The organism is Edaphocola aurantiacus, from assembly GCF_019797745.1.
Lineage (GTDB): Bacteria > Bacteroidota > Bacteroidia > Chitinophagales > Chitinophagaceae > Edaphocola > Edaphocola aurantiacus.
This window is the reverse complement of sequence record NZ_VOSI01000004.1, coordinates 36,277-53,285: the sequence shown is the minus strand read 5'-3', so window position 1 is coordinate 53,285 and position 17,009 is coordinate 36,277. Positions and strand designations below refer to the sequence as shown.

The 17,009-nt window shown below is 45.2% G+C and carries 10 protein-coding genes; 3 read left to right on the top strand and 7 right to left on the bottom strand.

Annotated elements, in window-relative coordinates; all coding sequences use genetic code 11:
- The first annotated feature begins 286 nt into the window (after window positions 1–286).
- The gene (locus FTD44_RS12195) at window positions 287–2,083 is read left to right on the top strand and encodes a sensor histidine kinase (RefSeq protein ID WP_222166724.1); all 1,797 of its coding nucleotides are present in this window, start codon (window positions 287–289) and stop codon (window positions 2,081–2,083) included.
- A gap of 51 nt (window positions 2,084–2,134) precedes the next feature.
- The gene (locus tag FTD44_RS12190) at window positions 2,135–2,806 is read left to right on the top strand and encodes a response regulator (RefSeq protein ID WP_222166723.1); all 672 of its coding nucleotides are present in this window, start codon (window positions 2,135–2,137) and stop codon (window positions 2,804–2,806) included.
- Window positions 2,807–2,880: 74 nt separating this feature from the next.
- Here the strand turns inward: FTD44_RS12190 and gldC are convergent, their stop codons facing one another.
- The 3 genes from gldC to FTD44_RS12175 are packed head-to-tail and all read right to left on the bottom strand — an operon-like array spanning window position 2,881 to window position 5,875.
- Window positions 2,881–3,237: a gliding motility protein GldC gene (gene gldC, locus FTD44_RS12185; RefSeq protein ID WP_222166722.1), complete on the bottom strand. Its 357-nt coding sequence runs from the start codon at window positions 3,235–3,237 to the stop codon at window positions 2,881–2,883.
- Between the two features lie 47 nt (window positions 3,238–3,284).
- Entirely contained in the window at window positions 3,285–4,037 is a 753-nt protein-coding gene (locus tag FTD44_RS12180; RefSeq protein ID WP_222166721.1) for a tetratricopeptide repeat protein, read from the bottom strand.
- Window positions 4,034–5,875 (bottom strand): BatD family protein, encoded by a 1,842-nt coding sequence (locus tag FTD44_RS12175; protein ID WP_222166720.1) that lies wholly within the window; start codon window positions 5,873–5,875, stop codon window positions 4,034–4,036. The genes FTD44_RS12180 and FTD44_RS12175 overlap by 4 nt, the downstream gene beginning before the upstream one ends.
- Window positions 5,876–6,050: 175 nt before the next feature.
- Here FTD44_RS12175 and FTD44_RS12170 point away from each other — a divergent pair, with 175 nt between their 5' ends.
- Window positions 6,051–7,211: a M28 family metallopeptidase gene (locus tag FTD44_RS12170; protein WP_222166719.1), complete on the top strand. Its 1,161-nt coding sequence runs from the start codon at window positions 6,051–6,053 to the stop codon at window positions 7,209–7,211.
- Window positions 7,212–7,218: 7 nt separating this feature from the next.
- Here the strand turns inward: FTD44_RS12170 and FTD44_RS12165 are convergent, their stop codons facing one another.
- The 4 genes from FTD44_RS12165 to FTD44_RS12150 all read right to left on the bottom strand — a co-directional run bounded on the left by FTD44_RS12165 (window position 7,219) and on the right by FTD44_RS12150 (window position 16,944).
- The gene (locus FTD44_RS12165) at window positions 7,219–9,021 is read right to left on the bottom strand and encodes a T9SS type A sorting domain-containing protein (RefSeq protein ID WP_222166718.1); all 1,803 of its coding nucleotides are present in this window, start codon (window positions 9,019–9,021) and stop codon (window positions 7,219–7,221) included.
- A 157-nt stretch (window positions 9,022–9,178) separates the two neighbouring features.
- Window positions 9,179–9,817 carry a hypothetical protein gene (locus FTD44_RS12160; protein WP_222166717.1) on the bottom strand — a complete coding sequence of 213 codons (639 nt, stop codon included), beginning with the start codon at window positions 9,815–9,817 and terminating at the stop codon, window positions 9,179–9,181.
- Between the two features lie 124 nt (window positions 9,818–9,941).
- Complete coding sequence (gene smc, locus FTD44_RS12155) at window positions 9,942–13,469, bottom strand: chromosome segregation protein SMC (protein WP_222166716.1); 3,528 nt, start codon at window positions 13,467–13,469, stop codon at window positions 9,942–9,944.
- Between the two features lie 841 nt (window positions 13,470–14,310).
- On the bottom strand, window positions 14,311–16,944 hold the full coding sequence (locus FTD44_RS12150; protein WP_222166715.1) for a tetratricopeptide repeat-containing hybrid sensor histidine kinase/response regulator: 2,634 nt from the start codon (window positions 16,942–16,944) through the stop codon (window positions 14,311–14,313).
- Window positions 16,945–17,009: the final 65 nt, after the last annotated feature.

The window sequence follows — 17,009 nt, the reverse complement described above, 5'->3', positions numbered from 1 at the left end:
GATTTGTATCTTTCGCCCACTATTGGCCTAAATCATATTGTACTTGTTCAATACTTATATTCAGAAAACACAATCGGATTCTTCGAAAATACCCCGAGGGCTTACCTTTATGACCTGAATGCAATATTGACCGGATTTAAAGTACTTCAATTCATACACAGTCATTTTTATGTTTGCAACAGCACAAACTCAGCACAGAAAAAACAATTTAAGAAGTACTATCGCTGGCAGCAGACGGCGAGGGCTGATTGCATTAGCAGCAGTTATAGCCTTCATATTTGCCGGCATGGGAAGGTCCTTGGCACAAAGCAAAGAAGACTCTGCTACCAGGGTTTTGAATAACCTTTACATTCGGTATCAGAAAGGGGCACTGAAAGAAAAAGAGTATCTGGATGCGGTACAGGAAACAATGCAGTTATTGACATTCAAGCATGTATTATTCAAGAACAAGGATATCCTCGATATCATGAGTCCTTACCGGAAAATTGTATGGAATAATAATTATAATGATTTATATAAGCAAGAATACTATGCTATCTTAAGTAATCAGGCAAAAATGTCCGGAAGAGATGGGCAAATGCTTTATTACGCAGAGAAAATGATGGCGCAGGCCAAAACAAGTCGCAGTAAAAACTCCATAAGTCCGCTTATGTTCCTGACCGACTATTATAATGGCAAGAACTCCTATCACCGCACGCTGGACTTGTATAAAGAGAACAGGACCTATATACTAGGACTTCCCGCTGCAGTTGTCAACCAACGCCTGGATAGTGCTACCTTAATAAGAACGGGCAATCTACTGATCTATATGGGTAAGGCTGCCTATCATGAGCAGGACAGCATCAGCGGACAAGAAATCACTGATGCGATAAACAAAGCGCTGACCAATGTACAACAGAACAACTCTAAAAACCTGCTTGCTATAGCTGCGCTTCGAAATGCGCAGGTTAAGTTACTGTACGAAAAAGGGGTGTCTACAAATGACCGTAAACTGATCTGGAATGCCATCGAGCAAATGCAGGCACTGGCTGATTATGAGGGTACCCCAGAATATTTAAAAAGCTATCTTAAGTTCAAGGTTATCGATAACAAAACGGTATTCTTTCTGGAGGAAGCGAACATTGATAGTACGGCACATTATATAAAGCTGCTAGAAGGAGAGTTTAATCAAAACAGAAGTACCTGGGATCATTATATAGTGACCAAGTATAAAGCAAGAGCATTATATAACCAGGGTAATTACGTAGCATGCATTGATACTCTGAGGCGAGCCATAGAAATCGGCGAAGAATTTATGTCCACTACGGTGACCGAGGCCAGCGATATGATGTATGCAATGGCGAAAGTGGAAGACCAGCAAATTGTATTGGCAGAAGCAGAGGCCAAGCAAAAGAGAACAGATCAGCTGCTATTACTGATCGGGTCTGGCACTGTACTGCTGCTGCTGGCCGGTGTTTCTGCTTTTGTGATTATACGCCAGCGGCAACAGGCTAAGTTCCTGGAGTTTAAACTTAACCTGGCACGGAATATACATGATGAGGCCAACCCGGCACTGTTATATGCCAAAACACTGGCAAAAGCCAAACGGGCGGGAGAAGGCCTGTCCGACAAGAGTGAACTGGAACACCATATTGATCATACTATGGAACTGATACGGAGTCTGGCACATGACCTGAAATCGGATAAACAATATTCTGTTGCGGACCTGATCAGCAATATCAGGGCGACACTGGAAAAGCTGAGTATAGTAGGTGAATTTCAGTACCAGATACATGAAAAAGCAGATGATAAGCGCTTCTTAAGCCACTACCAGTTCTCTCAGCTGAAGGCAGTATTACAGGAGTGCATTACCAATACCCTGAAGCATGCAGAGTTCAGCAGGATTGATCTCCTTTTCAGCAATCAGAAAGATAAACTGAATATCATTTATAAAGACAATGGAAGCGGATGGTCGGAGCAATCGTCCAATGGTATAGGGCTGGACAATATGACGCAGCGCATTCAAAAGCTGAACGCAGATGTTACGATAGACAATCACTATCCTGAAGGATACCAGATTGACCTTTCCGTGAAATTACATTAAACAGACCGGAGCTCCGCAGGGGATAATGACCGGGACAGTAAACAATAGACAATGGAACCCTCAAAATACAATAAAGTGCTGGTGATCGATGATCACAAAATGGTAGCCAATGGTATAAAGCTGGTTATCGGCGACCTGTATAATCATTTTTATATGGCGTACGAAGGGGCCACAGGTATGAGCCTGGCCCTGCAACATTTTCCTGACCTCGTTATCGTTGACTATACCCTGCCGGATACGACGGGTGATCTGCTGGTAAGAGAACTGAAATATAAATTACCCGAAACCAAGATACTGGCGTACTCTTTCTCTTATGCTCCGGATGCGATCCTACGCATGTTGCAGGCTGGTGTAAACGGCTATGTGATCAAGAAAGAGGATGATGAGGAATTTATTAAAAGTGTACACCTGCTCATGAGTGGCAGGGATTATTTCTGCAAGGAGGCCCGCAACCATATCATTAACCGTTTTTCGGATGCGAATGATGAGCTGGCGATGAAGCACCTGATTGCCAACACTAAGTTTTCCGGAAAGGAACTGGAACTGATCAAACTATTGTGCAGACAGATGACTACAAAAGAAATCGGCAATCACCTGTTCTTATCAGAGAGAACGGTGGAACAATACAGGAGTAATATCTCTAAACGTATAGGAGCGCGGAACCTTGCCGGCATTATTAAGTTCGCACTGCAGAACGGTATTGTGCAGCTGGACGAATTATAAAGCACATTCTCCCAAAAAAGAATAATGCTGTTGTAATATTAACCCTTCGGTCGTATTACAACAGCATTAATTATTTACTTATTCTTAGCCTCGTCGTCCATCAGGGCCTGGTCGGCTTTCTTCTTAAAGTTACGGGCAAATTCTTTGAATTCTGTGGCCAGCGCTTCGTTGCGCGTTGCACGGGTAAAGGTATCGGCCAGCGTCATCATTGTCTGGAAGAAGAAGTCATTCATCTCATCTACCATCATACGCTTAGTCCACAAATCAATGCGCATTGCCGTTTTCTCCTGTCCGTCCCATAAAGACAGGAACATCGCTTTAGCCGGACTCGGTTCTCCGTTGGTGCCTGATGCATGCCAGTCGATATGTTCCGGCATTTTATCATTATCCAACATTACATTTATATTGATACTGTGTTTGTTGTTACTCATAATTTACTGTGTTTTGCGCTGCAAAGTTGCTATTTTTTTTTCAGTTTTCAGACAATTTCTACATCCGCCTGGTCAATCCAGCCTTCCGTACCATTTGCCAGGCGCACCAGCACCTTTCCTTCTTTGGGCTGACCGATTAAGTTCAGTACGGTGCCTTCCGGCACACTCATCCTGGGTTTGGTCATATCGCCGGATTCATACAGGAACGCCTGTGAGGAGAGTACTACCCCTTCGGTATTCACTTTTCCCTGACGATAGCCGGTAAAGGCAAAGCTGATGATCAGTAACCATACAACGGTACTGAGGCTCAACCAGCGGTAGCCAAAGCGGATCTTCCCTGTAATCATGCGATAGATTACAAAGAGTACCAACAGGAAGCCGATCAGGGCAGCAATAGCCCAGGTATTGGCCGGGATCTTATACAGTACGGCATGATACCAGCGCATAAAAAAGATATCTTTTAATACAACCGGTGCGCCCGGCGTTTTGCTGTGGATAAAAGATATATTATCCCTGGCCTGCTTATTTGATGCATTCAGTTTCAAAGCCCTTTTATAGTTCAGTACGGCCTTGCCCCGTTCACCGTTTTTATAATACGCATTTCCGAGGTTGTAATATACGACATCACTGGCCTCATGCTTTTTTACAATGGCTTCATAATGCTCCGCAGCATTACGGTACTGGTGTGCTGCGTAAGACCTTGTCGCTTCATTCCAGTCCTGCACAGCAGCCTCATCCTGCGCCCATCCTACGATACAGCCCAGTAACAGCAGTACAGATAATATTGCTTTCCTCATCATTTCTTTTTAAAATAGGTTTCATAAATACCAATCAGGTTCCCCGCTTCGTCTAACGTAGCCTGCCTTTGCTGCTGCCCGCCTTCAGGACTATACAGGGCCATTTCACATTCCGTAATCAAGGCAATTGTTTTTTGTACCTGCTCCTCTGCTATACCACGAAAACGCAGTTTCTGTGCTATATTCTCTTTGCTGAGGCTGCTGATCGGCAAGGCCAGTTTATCGCTCAGGTATAGCCATATTGCTTTCGATACCTCTTCGTAGAATATTGTATTGCTGCTATTCTGCAGGGCATTTCTGGCTGCAGCCAGACGCTTCCAGGCTTCTTTATTGGCCTGCCGGGAGCGAAAGACATCTGCGTGCTGTACCCTATGTTGTTTGCGGCGATGCAGTACGGCCAGGAAACCAAGCCCGATCAGTCCTGCTATATACAGCAACCAGTAGTACGGCTGTTGCCATAGCAGGGTATGCTTATCTTTAAACGCCGGCATTTCACTAACCGGTCCATGTATATCTTTCATCTGCTCCACACCGCTGCCCTGGCTGCCTGCAGTTTTGGTACCCTGCGATACAGATAGGGTAAATGATCCTGTCTGCAATGTTTTATAAGTACCTGAACCGATGTCAAAATAACTGATCTGAATAGGGGCTATGGTATAATTACCGGCACTGTCGGCACTGACCTGATACAGGAATTTTCTGGAACCCAGCAGTTTCGGCATGAGGTCTGAAATAGAATCGCGGGACTCCGGATCGGCCGTATGCAATCCCGAAGGAAGGTTCAGTACCGGGGCATTGATCAGTCCTATGTTTCCACTACCATTTATGGTTAACACCAGTTGGGCCACATCATCAGTTGACATGCTGTTGCGGCTGAGTGATGCTGATAAGACAAACTGCCCTACACCACCCGAGAAATCCGCAGGTTTACCGGCGGGCAGCGGCTTTACATCAATATCTACAGCGGGGCTTTCAATCTCGGCCTGTATGGTCTGGGGCACATAACGGTTACCACCAACCGCAGCAGCCACTTCTACCATACCTTCTGCCTTGGCCGGATCCAGTCGCAGGAGGCCACTCTGCTGGGGAAACAAGGCTGTTTTCCGCAGCACAAATACATTATATCGCTTCCCGTTAAAGTTTTCCTGCACCGGATTCACATCCGGTTCTCTCTGCTGATCCTGAGACCAGAAGCCGTTCAACACCGGCAGGGAGGTTGGGGACAGCGACATACGCAGGCGGGTATATAGTTTATACACCACATTGATCTGCTGACCCAGATAAGGGTTTTTGTTATCTACTTCTGCACGGATAAAAATATTGTCTTTCAGGTGTGCTTCTGTCAATCCGGTTACATCTACCGAAGGGAGCTCCTGCCGTGGCTCCTCCTCTGCTCCAAATGCCTGCTGTTGCATCTGCTGCCGGCGGCTGCCTTGAGAGGCGACCAGTATATGTACCGGATTCGTCCTTATCTCCTGGCCGCGCTGTGTACGAATACCGGCAGAGCCAATGGTAAAGTTACCCTGTCTCAAAGGTTGCAGCACATAGGTATAGCTGACCATATTTTCCTGGGTGGTATGCCCGTTAATGGTCACTACATTATTGCTGTAACTTTCTCCTGGCCCATCCAGCACCCGGAAATCCCTGAGGGCAGGCTCCAGGAACGTAAACCGCTCGGTAGGGTTAGATACCGTAATTGTGAGCAGGAATTGCTCCTGCACCCCTACAGTATTACTGCTTACCTGTGCAGAGACTGTGGTGCTCTGAGCGACAGCATTAATACTGCTGAGCAACAGCAACACAAGACCCGCAAATACTCTTTTATATTTACACCAATACATATTCAATCTTAATACTCCCTTTTTGGATTAGCAAATGTAAAAAAACTGTACTGTACCTGCATGCGTATTTGCTAAATCTTCCGGTAATTTTTCCTTAAGGCGCATCCGTCCCATTATTATGAAGAATCTGTTTCTTTATCTATATTTATGCCTCTATCAGGATAACGTGATTTTTATGAAAAAATTGACCGCAATACTATTTTTAGCCACTACTTTAATCCTGGGCACACAGGAAACTTCATACAGCCAGCAAAAGGCCTACTCCCGTGCGGTGGTTGATACCCTTTGCAGTCCTTACTTCTGCGGAAGGGGATATATCAAAAACGGTATGGAAAGAGCTGCACAATATATTGCCGCCGTATTTAAAGAAAACGGGCTTAAACCGCTTTCCGGGCAAAGTTATTTTCAGCCATTCACGTATCCGGTCAACACCTTTCCGGGGATAGTAAAGGTAAGTATTGACGGGCAGGAGCTCGTAGCCGGCAGGGATTATCTTGTTGGCCCGGAAAGCCATGCCAATAAAGGCTCTTTTACACTGGAACAGAGAGACAGTAATATTTATGTAGCACAAGCCAGGGTTCCTGTAGTGATCGAACAGGTCAAAAAACTGATCTGGAGTCCTGCACCGGAAGTGGCTAAATATACCCTTATTCAATTGCTGGACACTACGGGAAACAAACATCCGCAAACGGTGCAGCTCCATATTGAACAGGAGTTTATACCGGAATTTAAAACCTCGAATGTCTGTGCGATGATCAAGGGAACACAATACCCGGACAGTTTCCTTGTTGTGACGGCTCACTACGATCACCTGGGTGGTATGGGTAGCCAGGTCTATTTTCCCGGGGCTAATGATAATGCCAGTGGCGTAGCTTTACTGCTGAACCTGGCACAGTATTATGCCCGTAATCCGCAGAAATACACTATGGTTTTTATTGCCTTTGCGGGTGAAGAGATCGGACTGAAAGGGTCTAAATACTTTACAGAACATCCGCTGATGCCTTTGTCCCGGATCAAATTCCTGATCAACACAGACCTTGCCGGTACTGGTGTGGAGGGCATTACTGTAGTCAATGCTACAGAGTTCCCTAAAGCCTTTGCGCAGCTGCAGGAGATCAATACAAAACAAAAACTGTTTACTGCTGTGCACTCAAGGGGCAAAGCAGCCAACAGCGATCATTATTTCTTTACGGAAAAAGGAGTACCTGCATTCTTTATCTATACCCAGGGTGGTATTGCAGCCTATCATGATATCTATGACCAGGCCCGCACACTGCCCCTGGATCACCAGGAGCAGTTGTTTCAGCTGATTGTTCAGTTCTTTAAAGGCTTATAAAAGCGGACTATTGTTTGGTGATTTTATGCACTTTCAGCAAGGCGCCGCTACGTGCATCGGTAATGTGTATAAAATAAACTCCGGCGGAGTATGCTGCCAAAGACATGGTATTGCCTCGTGCACTTTTCAGCACTTTACCATTGATATCAACCAGTGCTAAGTTTACCTGCTTATCTGTTTGTACAGAGACCTGGTCCTTAACCGGATTAGGATACACTTTAATGGCATCTGCTGCGGCAACATCATCAATGCTGTTTACACCAGATACATAATAAGCTGCAGAGTCGCTACAGTTACCGGCCCCTCCTACTTTAAGACTATACCAGCCGGTATCGGTCACGGTCAGTGTTGCTGCGGTGGCTCCGGCAATGGCCTGCCCTGCTTTGTACCACTGATAGCTGCTATAGGATTGTGTAGCACTGAGTACGGGATGATTGTACTGTAACTGTAATGGCGCGACCGGCTTTACCGTTATTTTGAACGTATCTGTTCTCGGGCCACACATAGTATTATAACGCACCCAGTAAGCGCCGGCAGACTGTACGGTCCGGCTCAGGCCGGTTGTCCCATTATCCCAGATATAGTTATTGAATACCGGGTATGCCGATAAGACAATCGGGTTGAACGTACTGGTACAGATAACCGTATCCATCAGCAGCCTGTTTGCGGGGGTAAATCCGCCTTCTGCAGGTACTTTTACCACTTCATTGGGCAAGCCTACCAGTAAGGAAATACCGACCGGCGGATTGGGGAAAGCGAGCGAAGGAACATATTGTTCAAACTGACAAGCTGTTCCGGCAAGATCCGGGCTGGCTATACGCCCCAGGTAACTGTTGGTCGTATTGGTATTGTGGGCTCCAAGAAAGTACACTTTACCATCCACAGCCAGTTTGAACTGGCCCAGACGGGCGGGACCTAAATCTGTGCTTACATGATTGTCCAGATTATACTGCTGTGCACGAAAATTGTTACTGAAATCGCTGTAATACAGTCTGCGACCATTAGGAGAGAAAGCCAATCCATAGCTGGAAACATTGCTTTTCAGGACCTCTGAATCATATACGACACCCGATGCAACATCAAATTTGAATAATTCCAGACTGGACTGCGCACTGGAGCTGCAGGTCGCCAGCATTGTCCCGTCGGGAGAGACAACCATTTGCCCCTGGAAATAGGAATTGGCGGGTGCAATGCCGATTGTGCTGATGACCGGAGTGGTTACCAGACCGGTACTATTGACCTGGTATGTATAAAATGCCGGCACATTATTGGCACGAACGACTACCCATATATTATTATTACAACCTCTTAATGCTACCATTTTCTCCCCCATAGTATCTGTGTTGATCACGCCTTTGAGCGGGTATGAGGTTACAATATCGCCATAGCCGTTATTCAGGCTCATATCTACGAGGTTTACATACAGATATAATCTCATTGAGAAAACAAAGTATTGATTGGGATTGCCCGGGTGTGGTACGATCAGTGCGCCCTGAGTGGTCGTAAGGCTGCTGGTACCGGTATTATTAATGTTCAGGCCATTAGGCATTACATTGCCCAAACGATCCCAGACGGTACTTCCATCAGTGTAAAAACGCAGGTGCCCGTTAGCATCACTTAGCACGGCACTACACTCAGAACCGGTAACCTGTGAGGTAATGGGTACCGGCTGCCCTCCGGAAAAGTCAACACCGGCAAAATTAGCCATCGCCCATACACTATTTTCAGGTATATAATACTGGCTGTAGGCAAAATTTGCCGCACAGATACTACACAACAAGAACAATAATTGTATACTTCTTTTAATCATAATATTAGTTTTCAGACCATTAAGAACAATAATCAAATTTAATATATTAATGACACAAAAAGATTTTTTTCTCAGACATGTATACAAACACATGCTGGTTATATAAAAACGGGCTGCCTTCTGGCAGCCCGTTTTTATAATTTATTGCTTTATAAGATTACCATTTCGGAATGAAATTACCGAAGCGATAGGTAACACCAAGCTTGATCATAGCCGGTAATTTCACTTCGATAGCATAGCCATTCACCTCATTGGCAGGCAGATCTGCTTTCAGTTCCACACCCAGATTACCCGGACCGGCTGCAAATTCATAACCCAGCATTAATCCTATGAAAGGATGCTTGATGGTCTCTTCTGCATTCTTAAATGTGGTCTGGTAGATACCGGTATTATACTCACCTACGGTCTGGTTGTATTTGAACATTTTATAAGAGAAGCCCATACCGATATAAAAACCGTTGTATGCATACTCACGTTCTTTACCGAAATATCTTTTTACATACAGCTCCGGGCTGAACGTAAAGTACTTTAAGGTTGTGGTAGTGGTCTCATCTGCCGGCATCATATCCTCTTTATAGAACAGTTGCGTTTCTGTTTTTTCGGTACTCGGCATGAGCACATCTGCATTGATACCCACACGGATGGTACGCAGGAAGCCAAATTCTACTGCGGCTCCGAAATAAGGTTTTTTATAATAAGAGCCATGCGCATAACCGGCATTAAGGCCACCCATAAATTGTGCCTGAGCTACAGTGCATCCAACCAGGCATAATATAGTGATTAGAAATTTCTTCATACTGATTTTGAATTTGCGGCTAAAAATATAATTTATTGTTAAGAAAACCAAGTATTCAAAAGCCCCGGTAAGCGAATTTAGTTGTGCGCATTACCGGGGCTGATGATTTATATTTTCGGATCTGTTAGTTCAAGCTTCTGAAATCGACCGGAACCAGCTTGCTTACACCTGCTTCCTGCATCGTTACCCCATAGATCACATCTACAGCAGACATGGTTTGCTTATTATGTGTTACAATAATAAACTGTGAGTTATCGCTGAATTTGCGGATCATCTGGGTGAATTTACCCACGTTGGCATCATCCAGCGGGGCATCTACCTCATCCAGGATACAGAACGGTGCCGGCTTGATCAGGTAAATGGCAAACAGGAAGGCTGTTGAAGTCAGTGTTTTTTCACCACCGGACAACTGCGTTAATGTGCTCGGGCGTTTACCTTTAGGCTGCGCATAGATCTCAATCCCGCTATCGGCAAGGTTGCTCTCATCTGTAAGGCGCAGATCTGCATTATCTTCTTCTGTAAACAGGGCTTTGAACACCTGTACAAAGTTCTCTCTTACTCTATCAAACGTTTCTTTGAAACGGGCATTGGCCGTATTCTCCACCTCTTCGATAGTAGCCAGCAGGGTATCACGGGCATGCTCCAGATCTGACTTCTGATCGGCGATAAAATCGTGGCGCACTTTCATTTCCTGGTATGCTTCTATCGCAGTCGGGTTGATTTCTCCAATATTGTCCAGTCGTTTTTTCAGTTTCTCTGCTTCTGCATTCAGCTCATCGATACTCAGCTCATTTACCCTTGGTTGCTCCAGCACCTCATCCAGGTCTACTTTAAATTCTACATGAAGGCGCTCCTTCATTCCTGCAACCTGCAGTTTCATTTCACTCAGCTTTTCTTTGATGGAGGAGAGCAGGGTATCGGACTGATCTCTTTCTCTACGCTGGCGGCTGATGCGGCTTTCATGCTCGCTGATGCTATTGCGCAGCTCATAATACAGTCGATCTTTCTCACTCAGTGATTTCTCATCCGTCTCTTTCTGCTTCAGCAAATCGTACAATTCATTATCTCCAAAGTGCAGCTTACCACTGGTATCACTGATCATCTGCGAAGTCTCTTTGAGTTGTACCCGGTTGTTTTCTACCTGGGTAGCCAGATCTTTTAACTGATTGGATTTAAAATTCAGTTCCTGCTTCAGGTTTTCGATCTTACTCTGTTGACGGGTATATTGCAGATTCTGGTTATTATATTGCTGGGAAGCCATATTAAAATCGGCTTCAACCATCTGGAAGTCACTCTCTGCAGCCTTTATCTGGTCCAGCAATTGCTGTAACTGATCATTGATATCATCCAGTTCGGTCTGCTTATCACTTACATTCTCCCGCGTATCTTCCAGCTGCTGTTCAGCATCCTGTATACGGGTCGTACTGTTCTGATCCAGCTGCTCCAGGTGCTCGGCTTTATTGCCCAGTGCATAGATCTGGTTCTGCAACTGATTCAGTGCAACTTTAGCCTGGTCAATCGCTTTATCATTCAGGGTAGCATTAAAGCCTGCAATCTCGCTGCGCTTCTGTTCTATAGAGGTTTTCAGGGCTTCGGTACTCTTGCTTAATGCTGCAATTTCCTGCTCCAGTCGTTCCAGGTTTTTGGCACGACCGATCTTGTTCCCCTCAAACTTGCCTATTGAACCACCGGTCAGGGAGTAGGCGCCTTTAAGGATATTGCCCTGTTTATTGATCAGCACGGCTCCGGCAGGTACCTCAATGTCTTCAACAACCACATCTTCTGCTACGTATACATTCCGCAACAGGTGTTCTGCCAGCGACTGGAATGGCTTGTCTACGGTTACCACAGACAATGCCGGTGTGAGCCCTTCCTGTTTCCATTGCACAGGTTTGCCGTCTGTCTGGAGTGCATCCAGGATAAAGAAGCTGGCCTTTCCTTTTTTATGGGTATCCAGCAAGCTTATTGCTCTTTGCGCTTCGGCAATATCCTTCACTACATAATAGCTCAGATAGGCATCCAGTACATTCTCCAGTGCGGCACGATAGGCATCATTCACCAGGAATACATCAGACAAAATAGGTGCTTTACTACCCCACTCTTTATTTTTATTCAGGAATTTAATGCTTTCCGGATAGCCTTCCAGGCTGTTTACCAGGGATTGCAATAAATCATGTTCATTCTTTTTGGCATCCAGTTTACGGGTTTCTTCTACAGAAGTCACTCTTAGTGACTCCAGCGATTCCTGGCTCTGGAAAATATGTTCTTTTGTTTCTTCCTGCTTTGCAATCAGTTCCTGCAAGGCATCCTGCTGATCAACCAGTTGATCTTCCAGCATTTTCTTTTCAGTATGAATCGCTTGCAACTGTGACTGGCGCTGTGTTTTATCTTCCAGCAACTGCTGCAGACTGCGCTGCAGGTTTGCAATAGAAGTATCGGCCACAGCAACTATTTTCTCCGCATCGAACTGGCGACGCTGATTCTGCTGGAATGTACTGCGGTGCGTTTCCAGGACTTTCTTCTTTTCATCAAAAGTGTGGCGTTTATCATCTACCGTATCCCGGAGGTTTTCCAGTTGCTCTTTCAGGTCTTCCAGTGACTCCTGTTCTTCATCGAGCTGTTGTGTGGTAAAGTCTATACGCTCCTTAAGCTGTGCCACCTGTGCATCCGCTCCGGACAGGAATTCATTCAGATTCTTTTCCCGATCCTGCAAGTGATCCAGTCTTTGAGCGGCCAGCTTTTTATCTCCTTCCAGCTGGCGTATACTTGCCAGCAAATCGTTAAAACGCTTTTGCAGGCCATGTAATTCATGCTCCTGTTGGGTCAGTTTTACTTTATTGGCTTCGATCTCGGCCTCATCTCCGGCCAGGGATGCATCTACCTGCAGCTTGCGGTCACTTTCACGCTCCAGCTGGTCGTTCAGTTCCTGGTATTGTCCGTTAAAGGTTTCGAGAGATGCTTTGGCCAGCTCTACACTGACTTCGCGATATTCATTTTTAATCTGGTAGTATCGTTCTGCTTTTTTGGCCTGGTTTTCCAGGGTACGCAGGTTATTGGTAATCTCGAACAGCAGGTCTTCGATACGGTCTACATCCTGCTGGGTGGCTTCCAGCTTGGCCTTGGCCTCTTTCTTTCGGGTTTTGTATATGGAGATACCGGCTGCCTGCTCCAGCATTCTGCGGCGGCTGCCTTCCTTATCTTTAATAATATCATCTACCATGCCCAGTTCGATGATTGCGTAAGAATCATTACTGACACCGGTATCCAGGAAGAGGTTATGGATATCTTTCAGGCGGCAGGCTACATCATTCAGGCGATACTCACTTTCTCCACTCCGGTAAAATTTACGAGTAATCGTTACAGTGGTAAACTCTGTAGGTAATAGATTACGGGTATTTTCAAAGGTCAGCGATACCTCGGCCATACCACTGGTGGCACGGCTACGCGACCCGTTAAATATCAGGTCTTCCAGGTTATCGGAGCGCAGGGCTTTGATCTTATGCTCTCCGATTACCCAACGGATGGCATCAATGATGTTGGACTTTCCGCAACCATTAGGACCTACGATCCCGGTTATCGGATTATCCAGTATGATCTGGGTTTTATCGGCAAATGATTTGAACCCCTTTATCTCAAGTGACTTTAACTTCACGTACAGAACTGATTTATGCGGACAAAAGAAGCTGGTATGGCGAACAGGTTGTAAATATTATATATAACCATAGCCATGATACATTATGGATGCAAATATATCATATTTAGCTCTATATAGCTATACATCAGTCAAACCTCGGGAAAATTTCCGGTTTCAGCAAATCAGGGTTTCAACGACAGAAAATGTCTATACCCTGTCATTGTGCTACTAGATATACTTCCAGGCTTGTTTACCTCATCTGCCATACTTTTTGGGTCAGTATAGCCGATATATAAAATGGCATGACTGGTATACCAATCATGCCATTTTTGTATAACTGACTATCAGCATTTAGTCAACTCTTTTATTCGTCCTTTTGTCCGGCAACAAAAGGACCAAAAGTGCCTTTGTTTTCATCAAGGCGATTGCAAGCACCGCCATTTTGTACCGTTGCGTGCACTGATCGTCTGAGCTTAACGTGTGATCCGTTCGGTGCTCAACGATCGCAGCTCCACTCCAAAATGGCTATCGCTGTGATGAAAACAACAAGCGATCCGTACCATACAGATCGCTCGAAAGGCCTTATAAATCCGGCGTTAATAAAATCATTGGCTCGGCCGATAAAGTCGGAAACCACTGTCTGAGCGTAGCGAGTCTGGTTTGCGACCGGCCGACACATTGATTTTTAGCCAGGAATTTATACAGCCTTGATTTTTTGGCGCTACCTTTTGCCTTGATGCAAAAGGTAGCAACAGATATAATTAGCATACCTAAAACATAATGTTAGACTTTGTTCCCTTTAAGCGGATACCCAGTTTTGTATATTATAAAGTGCAATAATTATCCGGGCGAATGATCCCTATTGTTGCAGCACCAGGTTCAATTCTTCAAAGGCTTTGGAGCAGACCTTACTGAGGTGCTGCACCAGGCCCGGCAGCACTTCCTGTTGCGCTTCTGCAGCCGAATGTTCGATCAGGTATATATTACTTACCTCTTCCTTCACACCCATATAACCCAATTGCGGCTTAAGCGAGTGTGCCGTTATTTTCATGGTAGCATAATCTTTATTTTCCAGGGCTGTCGTCAGTTGCTGTAACAGCTTTGGACAGTTTTCGAGGAACATGGAAATATATTTGTTGCGCTTTTCAGGATTACTTCCGGTAAACTGCTGCAGAAACTGCATATCGGTTACCTGGTCCGGTAATTGCAATGTTTTGGAAGCACTGTTTTCCTTTTCTGTTACCGATGGTTCTACAGTTTCCGCCTGAAGGTTCAGCTGATTGCTCATCTTCAGCAACAGCTCTTCTGTATTAAAGGGTTTGGAGATATAGGCATCCATACCTTCTTTAAAATAAGTACGCACATCGTCCTGCAATACATTGGCTGTCATGGCTATGATTTTTGTAGAGCGTTTGGGCTCCTGCATTTCATTGCGTATATAACGGGTGGTACTGATCCCGTCACGGACCGGCATCTGTATGTCCATCAGGATCATATCATAGTCTTTTTCATGCAGGCGCTCTATCGCTACATCTCCGTTCTCTGCAATATCGATACGCACTTCCGGCAATAATGATTTCAGGGTCTCTACCGCCACGATACGGTTAAACTCATTGTCCTCGACCAGGAGTACACGCGATTTATTCAGCGCAACCTTCATCTCTTCGGTCACTGCTTCTTTCTTAATAACCGCGGTCTGGTTTTCTGAAATATCGAATGGCAGGTAAACAGAAAATACGGTACCGTGCCCCAGCTCGCTTTCTACTTCTATTCTCCCCTTCATCATATCCACCAATTGTTTGGAAATGGTGAGGCCTAAACCTGTACCCCCATACTTACGGGCCATATCACTACCCGCCTGGGTAAAGCTTTCAAATATGGAGTTGATATACTGCTTGGAGATGCCGATACCGGTATCCGCAATATCAAAACGGATCAGCACTTTATTCTGCTTCAGATAGGATGCGCTAAGCCTGATCTGCACACTTCCTTTTTCGGTAAATTTTATGGCATTGCCCACAAGATTGACCAGGATCTGGTTCAGGCGTGTAGGATCACCCACCAGCCGATCCGGGATGTTGGCAGCAATGTCCAGGTTGAAAGCCAGGTCTTTTTCCTGTGCTTTCAGGATCATCATTTCCTTGGTGCTTTGCACCAGCTCTTTTACTGAAAAATCGATTTGCTCGATCTCAATTTTATTGGCTTCGATCTTTGTCAGATCCAGGATATCATTGATAATAACCAGCAGGTTATCGGCACTCTGCTGAATAACGTTCAGGTATTTTTTCTGTTCATCCGAAGGCTGCTTATCCAGCAACAGGCGCGTGATTCCCACAATGGCATTCATCGGTGTACGAATCTCATGACTCATATTGGCCATGAACTGCTGCTTCAATGCTGCAGTACGTTCGGCAACTTCTTTCTCTTTCTTGGCGACTTCAATTTTATTTTTGATCTGCAGGTTACGCAGTTTGTTGAAGGTATTCTGATGAAAAATCTCTTCCTTGAGTTTTTCATATGCTTTCATATGCTGGTATGCCCTTGGAATGTCATTGAGGGCATCGAACAGTTCAGACATTTTCTCATGAATACCCAGGATATCCTGACGGCGCAGAAACTCTTCTGCGAGCTGCAGGCTGCGCTCCAGATAGGCCTGTGCCTTGGAGTACAGAGACTGCTCCTTGTACATGCAGCCCAGATAATATTCTGATAAGATCTCACACTCTACATTACTGAACACTTTTGACTGCTCCAGTGCTATGTTGAGGAAATGAGATGCTTTTTCAAAATCATTCATTTTGAAATATACCTTCCCTACCCCGCTATTGGCCAGGGCCTTTGCAGGAGAATGTTCATCGGTAAGGGCTTGTGTGCGTTTGAAATATTCCAGGGCCTCGGGAAACATTTCTTTTTTGAAGTAAATATTACCCAGGGTGTTATAAATGCTGACCAGCCGGGTCTTATCATCATCTTTTTCGAATATCGGCAGGCATTTGAGTGCATATTCCAGGGCAGGATCATAATCTGCCATATCCAGGTACAGATTGGCAATATTCGTAAGGTTGATAGACTGATTGATCACATCATCCAGGAATTCGTTGATCTCCAGGGCTTCCTCAAAATGCACCAGTGCATTGGAAATATCACCCAGTTCACGATATATGCGGCCGTAATTATTCAGGGCTTTTGCCTCGAGCGATTTGTCATTGATCTCCCGCGCAATGGAGTATGCTTCGGCCAGCTCATCAAGGCCATCTTCATACTCCCCTTTTATCCAGTAACAGGCACCTTTATGATTATACGCGGCACCGATGCCTTTGGCATAGCCAACCTTCTCGGAACGTTCCATAATCTCATCAGCCAGTACAAGCGCACGCTCTACATCTTCTGTCCTGATCTCTAATGCGATATCTGACAGAATATCAATCCGGTCTTCTTCGGTTGCGGCATTTTTGTATTTCTCCTGTAACTGGGAAAGCTTTACGGTATCCATTATCTCTCTTTATCAAACTTTTAAAAACAATAGCCCTAAAGTTAATCGAAAAGAATGATTTTTTC

Coding starts and splice junctions, on each gene's coding strand:
- FTD44_RS12175 (WP_222166720.1), bottom strand. CDS start 5,875: ATGTATTGGTGTAAATATAAAAGAGTATTTGCGGGTCTTGTGTTGCTG.
- FTD44_RS12190 (WP_222166723.1), top strand. CDS start 2,135: ATGGAACCCTCAAAATACAATAAAGTGCTGGTGATCGATGATCACAAA.
- FTD44_RS12170 (WP_222166719.1), top strand. CDS start 6,051: ATGAAAAAATTGACCGCAATACTATTTTTAGCCACTACTTTAATCCTG.
- FTD44_RS12195 (WP_222166724.1), top strand. CDS start 287: ATGGGAAGGTCCTTGGCACAAAGCAAAGAAGACTCTGCTACCAGGGTT.
- FTD44_RS12180 (WP_222166721.1), bottom strand. CDS start 4,037: ATGATGAGGAAAGCAATATTATCTGTACTGCTGTTACTGGGCTGTATC.
- gldC (WP_222166722.1), bottom strand. CDS start 3,237: ATGAGTAACAACAAACACAGTATCAATATAAATGTAATGTTGGATAAT.
- FTD44_RS12160 (WP_222166717.1), bottom strand. CDS start 9,817: ATGAAGAAATTTCTAATCACTATATTATGCCTGGTTGGATGCACTGTA.
- FTD44_RS12150 (WP_222166715.1), bottom strand. CDS start 16,944: ATGGATACCGTAAAGCTTTCCCAGTTACAGGAGAAATACAAAAATGCC.
- FTD44_RS12165 (WP_222166718.1), bottom strand. CDS start 9,021: ATGATTAAAAGAAGTATACAATTATTGTTCTTGTTGTGTAGTATCTGT.